Genomic DNA, 10,392 nt, shown 5'->3' on the forward strand with positions numbered 1-10,392 from the left:
ATTTGAAGATGTAAAATAAGCTTTACAAAGAAAAAATTCTTTAGGCAATAATCAGATTCAGCAAAATATTTTTTTAATTAAATCATAATTGAAGCAGTAGAACCTGCATACAAGATCTAAGATTTGTAAAAGCATAAAAAAAGCGCTAATGATACATTAGCGCTTTTTTTTAATTTGAATTAAACCAACCTTAACAAGTTATTATATTCCAAAAATTAATCCTATTTATTAGGAGAAACTAATTTAGAATAATAGATTGATAACAAGAAATTTAATCGACAAAAGTAAATTAAATCAGATGAATTGCAATTACTTGTTTCTGTTAAATAAAAAAAGCCCCATTATAAATGGGGCTTTCTTATTTTTATGCTTGTCCTGCCGGACCAAAATTAAGCGGTATTGGTGCTTGTTCAGTCTCTTTGATTTCGCCATGAGCGGCTTCAAAACGATGAATGTTTTCTCCAATTGCTTTTAATAATCTTTTAGCATGTTGTGGTGTCAAGACAATTCTTGACTTTACCTTGGCTTTAGGAATACCTGGCATAATACTCACAAAATCTAAAACAAACTCTGATGATGAGTGGTTGATAATCGCAAGATTGGAATAAATTCCTTCTGCAATAGTTTCGTCTAACTCAATATTAATTTGCTCCTGTTGTTGTTTCGGATTACTCATAGTTTCCTAATTAATAGATATATTCTTCTTTATTAGCCATCATTTCATTGTAATCGTCTTTCGATCCTACGATTGTATTATCGTATTCTCTCATACCAGTTCCCGCAGGAATTCTGTGTCCAACAATTACATTTTCTTTTAATCCTTCCAGATGATCTACTTTACCAGCTACTGCAGCTTCGTTAAGTACTTTTGTTGTTTCCTGGAATGAAGCAGCAGAGATGAATGATTTAGTTTGTAGCGACGCTCTTGTAATACCTTGTAGAACTGGCGTTGCAGTTGCTGTAATTACATCTCTGGCTACAACTAGATTTTTATCATTACGTTTAAGTAATGAATTTTCATCACGTAAATCACGAGGAGAAATAATCTGACCTGGTTTCAATACCGCAGAATCTCCAGCGTCTTCAACTACTTTCATACCATATAATTTATCATTTTGAACGATAAAATCTTTAGTGTGAATTAATTGATCTTCTAGGAATAATGTATCTCCCGGATCTTGAACTCTTACTTTACGCATCATTTGACGAATAACTACCTCAAAGTGCTTGTCATTAATTTTTACCCCTTGTAAACGGTATACCTCTTGAATTTCATTTACCAAATACTGTTGAACAGCAGCCGGGCCTTGAATTCTTAAAATATCATCTGGTGTAATTGCTCCATCAGACAATGGTATTCCTGCTCTTACGAAGTCATTTTCCTGTACTAAGATCTGGCTAGAAAGTTTAACTAAATACTTTTTAATCTCTCCAAATTTAGATTCGATAACAATTTCACGGTTACCTCTTTTGATTTTTCCAAAAGAAACAACACCATCAATTTCAGAAACAACCGCTGGGTTTGAAGGGTTACGAGCCTCAAGCAACTCAGTAATTCTAGGTAAACCTCCTGTAATATCTCCTGCTTTAGAAGAACGACGTGGAATTTTAACCAATACTTTACCTGCTTTAATTTTCTCTCCATTCTCAACCATAAGGTGGGCTCCTACTGGTAAGTTATACGAACGAATCAATTCACCTTCTTTACCGTAAACCAATAAAGTTGGGATTAATTTTTTATTTCTTGCTTCAGCAATTACTTTTTCCTGGAATCCTGTTTGCTCATCAATTTCAACCAAGAATGATTGTCCTTGCTCTAAATCCTCGTAAGCAATCTTACCAGTAAATTCAGAAACAATTACACCATTATATGGATCCCATTTACAAATTGTAGATCCTTTAGTAACTATTTCGCCATCTTTAACAAAGATACTAGATCCATAAGGAATATTGTGTGTATTTAAGACAATTCCGGTTTTCTCGTCAACTAATTTTAATTCAGTTGAACGTGATACTACGATATCTACTCCATTACCTTCACTATCCTCACCTTTTACAGTTTTCAAATCTTCTATTTCAAGTCTACCGTTGAATCTTGTAACAATACTAGATTCTTCAGAGATACCACCGGCAACCCCTCCAACGTGGAACGTACGAAGTGTTAACTGTGTACCTGGTTCTCCAATAGATTGAGCTGCAATAACTCCTACAGCTTCACCTCTTTGTGTCATTTTTCCGGTAGCTAAGTTTCTACCGTAACATTTAGCACAAATACCTTTTAAAGCCTCACAAGTTAATGGCGATCTAACTTCTACTCTTTCAATCGGAGAAGCTTCAATAACTCTCATGATTGCTTCAGTAATTTGGTGACCTGATTGAACTAATACTTCATTAGTAAGAGGATTAATAACGTCTTGCAATGCAACACGTCCTAAAATTCTTTCTCCTAAAGATTCAACAATTTCCTCATTTTTCTTCAAAGCAGAAACTTCAACACCTCTAAGAGTACCACAATCTTCAATGTTAACAATAACATCTTGTGAAACGTCATGAAGCCTTCTTGTCAAGTATCCGGCATCGGCAGTTTTAAGGGCCGTATCCGCAAGTCCTTTACGAGCACCGTGAGTAGAAATAAAGTACTCAAGGATCGAAAGTCCCTCCTTAAAGTTAGAAAGAATTGGGTTTTCAATAATCTCACCACCACCAGCAGTAGATTTTTTAGGCTTAGCCATCAAACCACGCATACCAGTTAACTGACGAATCTGTTCCTTAGAACCCCTCGCTCCAGAATCAAGCATCATATACACAGAGTTGAAACCTTGTTGGTCTTCTCTAATATTTTTCATTGCTAATTCTGTTAACTGAGCATTTGCTGAAGTCCATACGTCAATAACTTGGTTGTAACGCTCGTTATTTGTAATAAGACCCATATTATAATTCACAGAAATACCTTCAACTTGCTCTCTGGCATCTGCAATTAATTGTGTTTTTTGTTCTGGAATTCTAATATCACCTAAAGAGAATGATAAACCTCCTCTAAATGCAAATTTATACCCCATATCTTTCATATTGTCCAAGAAAGCTGCTGTAGTAGGTACGTTAGTCACACTTAAAATGTGTCCAATTATATCTCTAAGGTTTTTCTTAGTCAATACATCATTGATATATCCGGCTGCTTCAGGTACTACTTCATTAAATAATACACGTCCCGCAGTTGTTTGAATAATTTTATACACTAATTCTCCAGCCTCATTAAAATCTTTTGCTCTAATTTTTACACGAGCATTCAATTCTAATCTTCCTTCGTTTAATGCAATATTTACTTCTTCGGCAGAATAGAAAATTAAGTCTTGACCTAAAATTACATGTTCTGGTGTTGAGATACGTTCTTTGGTCATATAATATAGACCCAAGACCATATCCTGAGAAGGTACAGTAATTGGCGCACCATTTGCAGGGTTAAGGATATTGTGAGAAGCTAACATTAATAATTGTGCCTCTAAAATAGCCTCTGGTCCTAATGGTAAGTGAACCGCCATTTGATCCCCATCAAAATCGGCATTAAAAGCCGTACATACTAATGGGTGTAACTGGATTGCTTTTCCTTCAATTAATTTTGGTTGGAAAGCTTGAATACCAAGTCTGTGTAACGTAGGAGCACGGTTAAGTAATACTGGATGTCCTTTAATTACATTTTCAAGGATATCCCAAACTACTGGCTCTTTTTTGTCTATAATTTTCTTAGCAGATTTTACAGTTTTTACAATACCTCTTTCAATCAATTTACGGATAACGAAAGGTTTGTATAATTCAGATGCCATATCTTTTGGCAATCCACATTCGAATAATTTTAATTCAGGTCCAACAACAATTACCGAACGGGCAGAATAATCCACACGTTTTCCAAGTAAGTTTTGACGGAAACGTCCTTGCTTACCTTTTAAGGAATCTGATAATGATTTTAATGGTCTGTTAGATTCTGTTTTAACAGCAGAAGCTTTACGAGTGTTATCAAATAATGAATCTACAGATTCCTGTAACATACGTTTTTCGTTTCTTAAAATAACTTCTGGAGCTTTAATCTCCATTAATCTTTTTAAACGATTGTTACGGATGATTACACGACGGTATAAATCATTTAAATCTGAAGTTGCAAAACGACCTCCATCAAGCGGCACAAGCGGACGTAATTCTGGTGGAATAACTGGAACCACTTTCATAATCATCCACTCAGGACGATTTTCACGGTTTAAGTTAGACTCACGGAATGACTCAACAACTTGTAATCTTTTTAAAGCTTCAGTTTTACGTTGTTTAGATGTTTCGTTATTAGCACTGTGTCTTAATTGGTAAGACAACTCATCTAAGTCAATACGCGCTAATAAATCCATAATACATTCTGCTCCCATTTTGGCAACAAATTTATTAGGATCAAAATCATCTAAATATTGGTTTTCCTGTGGAAGAGTATCTAAAATATTCAAATATTCTTCTTCAGTTAAAAAGTCTAATCTTTGTAAAGATTCTCCTTCTGCATTTTTAGCGATACCAGCTTGAATTACTACATATCTTTCATAGTAAATTATCATATCTAATTTCTTAGATGGAAGACCAAGGATATAACCAATTTTATTTGGAAGAGAACGGAAATACCAGATGTGAGCAATTGGCACAACAAGGTTGATGTGTCCTACTCTGTCACGACGTACTTTTTTCTCTGTAACTTCAACACCACAACGGTCACAGATGATACCTTTGTAACGAATTCTTTTATATTTACCACAAGCACATTCAAAATCCTTAACAGGTCCGAAGATTCTTTCGCAAAAAAGTCCATCACGTTCTGGTTTGTGAGTTCTGTAGTTAATAGTTTCCGGTTTCAAAACCTCTCCTCTTGATTCTTTTAAAATAGATTCAGGTGAAGCTAATCCTATCGAAATTTTGTTAAATCTTTTTATAGGATTCTTATCTTTATTATTATTTCTATTATTCATCATAGTTTTTACTATTGATTTATCTGCAATTAAAAAATTGATTCTCGTTTTAGTCGAAAGTTTGAAAGTCGAAAGTCAAAAGCCATTTTCAGGACTTTAAAACTTTAAGACATTTGACTTTATGACTTTAACAATACCTCGGATTACTTCTCTAAACTTCAAACTAAATTTGAAGCGCTAATTATAAAAACTTTAAGGTTTAAATAAAAAATCGGAACGGGTTACGGGTATAAATCCTAAAAACTTTTATTTTAATAAACAGCTTCAGTCTCAGCTTTCAGTGTTGAACTGAATACTGAGACTGTAACTGAAAACTTTATTTATTCTTCTAAACGAATGTCAAGTCCAAGACCTTTTAATTCATGCATTAATACATTGAATGATTCAGGTAATCCTGGTTCTGGCATAGACTCACCCTTAACGATAGCTTCGTAAGTTTTAGCTCTACCAATAACGTCATCCGACTTAACTGTCAAGATTTCACGAAGTGTACTTGATGCTCCATAAGCTTCAAGTGCCCAAACCTCCATCTCTCCAAAACGCTGACCTCCAAATTGAGCTTTACCTCCAAGTGGTTGTTGAGTAATCAACGAGTATGGTCCGATAGAACGTGCGTGCATCTTATCATCAACCATGTGTCCTAATTTAAGCATGTAAATTACACCCACAGTTGCAGCTTGATGGAAACGCTCTCCAGTACCACCATCATAAAGATAGGTATGTCCGAAACGTGGTACTCCAGCTTCATCAGTTAATTCATTAATTTGATCTAAAGAAGCACCATCAAAAATTGGAGTAGCAAATTTTCTACCTAAATTTTGTCCAGCCCATCCAAGAACAGTTTCATAAATTTGACCAATGTTCATACGTGAAGGTACCCCAAGTGGATTCAATACGATATCAACCGGTGTTCCGTCTTCAAGGAAAGGCATATCTTCATGACGAACGATTCTTGCAACAATACCTTTGTTACCGTGACGTCCTGCCATTTTATCCCCTACTTTCAACTTACGTTTTTTAGCGATATAAATTTTCGCTAATTTCAAGATTCCAGATGGTAATTCATCTCCAACTGTAATAGTGAATTTTTCTCTTCTTAAAGATCCTTGTAAGTCGTTCAGCTTAATTTTATAGTTATGAATTAAATCATTCACCATTTTATTTGTAGCATCATCAGCAACCCATTGACCTTTGCTTAAGTGAGCAAAATCTTCTACTGCGTAAAGCATTTTTTGAGTATATTTTTTACCTTTTGGTAAAACTTCTTCACCCAAATCATTCATTACACCTTGAGATGTTTTTCCGTTCACGATCAGGAATAATTTTTCAACCAATCTGTCTTTTAATTCAACAAATTTAGTTTCAAATTCCATTTCTAAAGCGCCTAAAGCATCTTTATCCTGAGTACGTTTACGTTTATCTTTTACGGCTCTTGCAAATAATTTTTTATCAAGAACTACACCGTGTAAAGATGGAGAAGCTTTTAATGAAGCATCTTTTACATCTCCTGCTTTATCCCCAAAGATTGCACGAAGCAATTTCTCTTCCGGAGTAGGATCTGATTCCCCTTTTGGTGTAATTTTTCCGATCAAAATGTCGCCAGGTTTAACCTCTGCTCCAATTCTGATCATACCGTTTTCATCTAAATCTTTAGTAGCTTCTTCAGAAACGTTAGGAATATCGTTTGTTAACTCTTCATTTCCTAACTTAGTATCTCTAACCTCTAATGAATAATCATCAACGTGGATAGAAGTAAAAATATCATCACGAACTACTTTTTCAGAAATTACAATCGCATCCTCAAAGTTATACCCTTTCCATGGCATGAACGCAACTTTTAAGTTTCTACCTAAAGCTAATTCACCATTTTGAGTAGCATATCCTTCTGATAATACCTGACCAAGACTAACTCTGTCACCTTTTCTTACGATTGGTTTCAAGTTGATACTTGTTCCTTGATTGGTTTTTCTAAATTTAATTAAGTTGTATGTTTTTTCATCAGCATCAAAACTAACCATTCTTTCTTCTTCAGTACGGTCGTATTTGATAGTAATGATATTAGCATCAACATATTCTACAGTTCCATCTCCCTCAGCATTAATCAATACTCTTGAATCTGAAGCTACTTGACGCTCTAAACCTGTACCAACAATTGGTGCTTCCGGACGGATCAAAGGAACCGCCTGACGCATCATGTTAGATCCCATCAAGGCTCTATTCGCATCATCATGTTCCAAGAAAGGAATCAATGAAGCCGAAATTGAAGCAATCTGGTTAGGCGCAACGTCTGTATAATGTACTGCAGAAGGCTCAACAACAGGAAAGTCACCTTCCTCACGAGCAATAACATTGCTAGCTGTAATTTTACCAGAAGCATCCATCTCAATGTTTGCCTGAGCAATCATTTTTCCTTCTTCTTCTTCAGCACTTAAATAGATAGGCGTACTTACTAAATCAACTACACCATCTGTAACTTTACGGTAAGGAGTTTCGATGAAACCCATTCCGTTAACTTTTGCATAAACACCAAGAGATGAAATCAAACCAATGTTTGGTCCCTCTGGAGTTTCAATCGGACATAAACGACCATAGTGTGTATAGTGAACGTCACGAACCTCGAAACCAGCTCTCTCTCTCGAAAGTCCACCAGGTCCAAGTGCAGATAATCTTCTTTTGTGTGTAATCTCAGCTAATGGATTCGTTTGATCCATAAATTGAGATAACTGGTTCGTACCGAAGAAAGAGTTGATAACTGAAGATAATGTTTTAGCATTAATCAAATCAATTGGTGTAAACACCTCGTTATCTCTAACGTTCATTCTCTCACGAATAGTTCTCGCCATACGTGCTAAACCAACACCGAATTGTTGAGACAATTGTTCACCAACTGTTCTAACACGGCGGTTTGATAAGTGATCAATATCATCAATCTCTGCTTTAGAGTTAATTAATTCAATCAAATATTTTACAATGGTAATGATATCTTCTTTGGTAAGCACCTGCTTTTCCATTGGGATATCTAAACCAAGTTTTTTGTTCATTCTATAACGACCAACTTCACCTAAGTTATAACGTTGATCAGAGAAGAACAATTTATCTATAATACCACGAGCAGTTTCTTCATCAGGCGGTTCAGCGTTACGCAACTGACGGTAAATGTGCTCTACAGCTTCTTTTTCAGAGTTTGTTGGATCTTTTTGTAACGTGTTGTGGATAATACCATAATCTGCCTGGTTATTATCTTCTTTGTGTAACAAAATAGATTTAACGTTTGAATCGATGATTTCTTCAACATTATCTTTGTCGATAATAGTATCTCTATCAAGGATGATTTCGTTACGTTCGATAGAAACTACTTCACCAGTATCTTCATCAACGAAATCCTCGTGCCAAGTGTTTAATACACGTGCAGCAAGTCTTCTTCCAATATATTTTTTAATACCAGTTTTAGAAACTTTAATTTCCTCAGCAAGGTCAAAAATCTCAAGGATATCCTTGTCTCTTTCAAATCCAATTGCACGGAATAAAGTTGTTACCGGTAATTTTTTCTTTCTATCAATATAAGCATACATTACGCTGTTGATATCTGTAGAAAATTCTATCCAGGAACCTTTAAAAGGAATTACTCTGGCAGAATAAAGTTTTGTTCCATTTGCGTGGAATGATTGTCCAAAGAAAACCCCAGGAGAACGGTGTAGTTGAGATACTACCACACGCTCAGCACCATTGATAACAAAAGTACCGCTTGGAGTCATATAAGGTATTGTTCCAAGATAAACATCCTGTACAATAGTTTCAAAATCTTCGTGTTCTGGATCTGTACAGTATAGTTTTAACCTGGCTTTTAAAGGCACACTATAAGTAAGACCTCTCTCTATACATTCTTGAATTGTATAACGTGGTGGATCAACAAAATAATCTAGGAACTCCAATACAAAGTTATTTCTTGTATCTGTAATTGGAAAGTTTTCCATGAAGGTGTTGTACAACCCTTCGTTGCCTCTTTCGTCAGATTTAGTTTCTAATTGAAAAAAATCTTTAAAAGATTTAACCTGAACATCCAAGAAATCCGGATAGTCAGGAATATTTTTTGTAGAGGCAAAATTCAATCTTTCAGTCTGATTTGTTATCATCAATGGACAAAATTTTGATTAAAAAAAAGTAGTTTTTGTGTAAAAACACATTGTCTAATTTATACCTTCTTTTTATAATCAATACATCTTTAAAAATAACCGTATAAAATTGGTCAATTTTTTTTCTTCGTATTGATCAAAAACTTTTTCGTATTTTAAACTATTTGATAATAAAACTTGATATATTTTATTATACGAAAAATGGTTTAGGTCATGAGCATTAACTCAAGACCTAAACCTAGTTCTTAAAACTGAGTAAACTTATTTAAGTTCAACTACAGCTCCAGCTTCTTCTAATGATTTTTTAAGACCTTCAGCCTCTTCTTTAGAAACACCTTCTTTAACGTTACTTGGAGCACCGTCAACTACATCTTTAGCTTCTTTAAGACCTAAACCTGTAAGTTCTTTAACTAATTTTACAACTGCTAATTTAGAAGCACCAGCTTCTTTTAATACAACTGTAAATTCAGTTTGTGCTTCTTCAGCAGCACCTTCTCCACCACCAGCAGCAACTACAACAGCTGCAGCAGCAGGCTCGATACCATACTCGTCTTTTAATATTGTTGCTAATTCGTTAACTTCTTTAACTGTTAAGTTAACTAATTGTTCTGCGAATTGTTTCAAATCTGCCATTTTTTCTATCGTTTAAAATGATTTGTAAAATATAATTTATTTATTGTGCGCTATTTAAGCAGCAAGGAAATAAAATTCCATGCATTTGTTATTATGCTTCAGTCTCAGCCTCTTCGCTTTTTGCGAATTGGTTTTGTAAAGCAGAGATAACTCTTTGTGCTGGTGATTGCAATAATCCAATAAGTTCTCCAAGAAGTTCTTCTTTAGATTTAATAGTTGCTAATGCATCTAATTGATCATCGCCAATATAAATTTCAGAGTTAATATAAGCTCCTTTTAATAAAGGTTTAGCCGATTTTTTTCTGAAATCTTTAATTATTTTTCCAGGTGCATTTGCAACATCTGAAATAAATATAGCACTATTACCAGTCAATACTGAAGGTAAATCACCATAGTCATTAGCAGAAGCTTCCATTGCTTTTGCAAGCAAAGTATTTTTTACAACCTCTAATTTAATACCTGCTTTATAACAAGCTCTTCTCAAGTTTGAAGTTGTTTCTGCGTTTAATCCAGAAATATCAGATACATAAATAATATTTGTACCAGCTAACTGTGCAGTTAAATCTTCAATCGCGATTGATTTTTCTTCTCTAGTCATACTAAAAATTATTAACTACCAATTATACTGCTTT

At 34.6% G+C, this 10,392-nt stretch carries 5 protein-coding genes; all 5 read right to left on the minus strand.

The window, feature by feature from the left end; translation table 11 throughout:
• Nucleotides 1-364: 364 nt before the first annotated feature.
• The 5 genes from ACHZDT_RS15100 to rplJ all read right to left on the minus strand — a co-directional run bounded on the left by ACHZDT_RS15100 (nucleotide 365) and on the right by rplJ (nucleotide 10,358).
• Entirely contained in the window at nucleotides 365-676 is a 312-nt protein-coding gene (locus ACHZDT_RS15100) for a DUF3467 domain-containing protein (protein WP_072959407.1), read from the minus strand.
• A 10-nt stretch (nucleotides 677-686) separates the two neighbouring features.
• Entirely contained in the window at nucleotides 687-4,997 is a 4,311-nt protein-coding gene (gene rpoC / locus ACHZDT_RS15105) for a DNA-directed RNA polymerase subunit beta' (protein ID WP_394775452.1), read from the minus strand.
• Between the two features lie 317 nt (nucleotides 4,998-5,314).
• Nucleotides 5,315-9,127 (minus strand): DNA-directed RNA polymerase subunit beta, encoded by a 3,813-nt coding sequence (rpoB, locus tag ACHZDT_RS15110; protein WP_394775453.1) that lies wholly within the window; start codon nucleotides 9,125-9,127, stop codon nucleotides 5,315-5,317.
• 261 nt (nucleotides 9,128-9,388) lie between these two features.
• Nucleotides 9,389-9,760 carry a 50S ribosomal protein L7/L12 gene (rplL, locus tag ACHZDT_RS15115; protein WP_007807437.1) on the minus strand — a complete coding sequence of 124 codons (372 nt, stop codon included), beginning with the start codon at nucleotides 9,758-9,760 and terminating at the stop codon, nucleotides 9,389-9,391.
• Between the two features lie 91 nt (nucleotides 9,761-9,851).
• On the minus strand, nucleotides 9,852-10,358 hold the full coding sequence (rplJ, locus tag ACHZDT_RS15120; RefSeq protein WP_394775454.1) for a 50S ribosomal protein L10: 507 nt from the start codon (nucleotides 10,356-10,358) through the stop codon (nucleotides 9,852-9,854).
• Between the last annotated feature and the right edge of the window lie 34 nt (nucleotides 10,359-10,392).

It is taken from the genome of Flavobacterium sp. (genome assembly GCF_043722275.1).
GTDB lineage: Bacteria > Bacteroidota > Bacteroidia > Flavobacteriales > Flavobacteriaceae > Flavobacterium.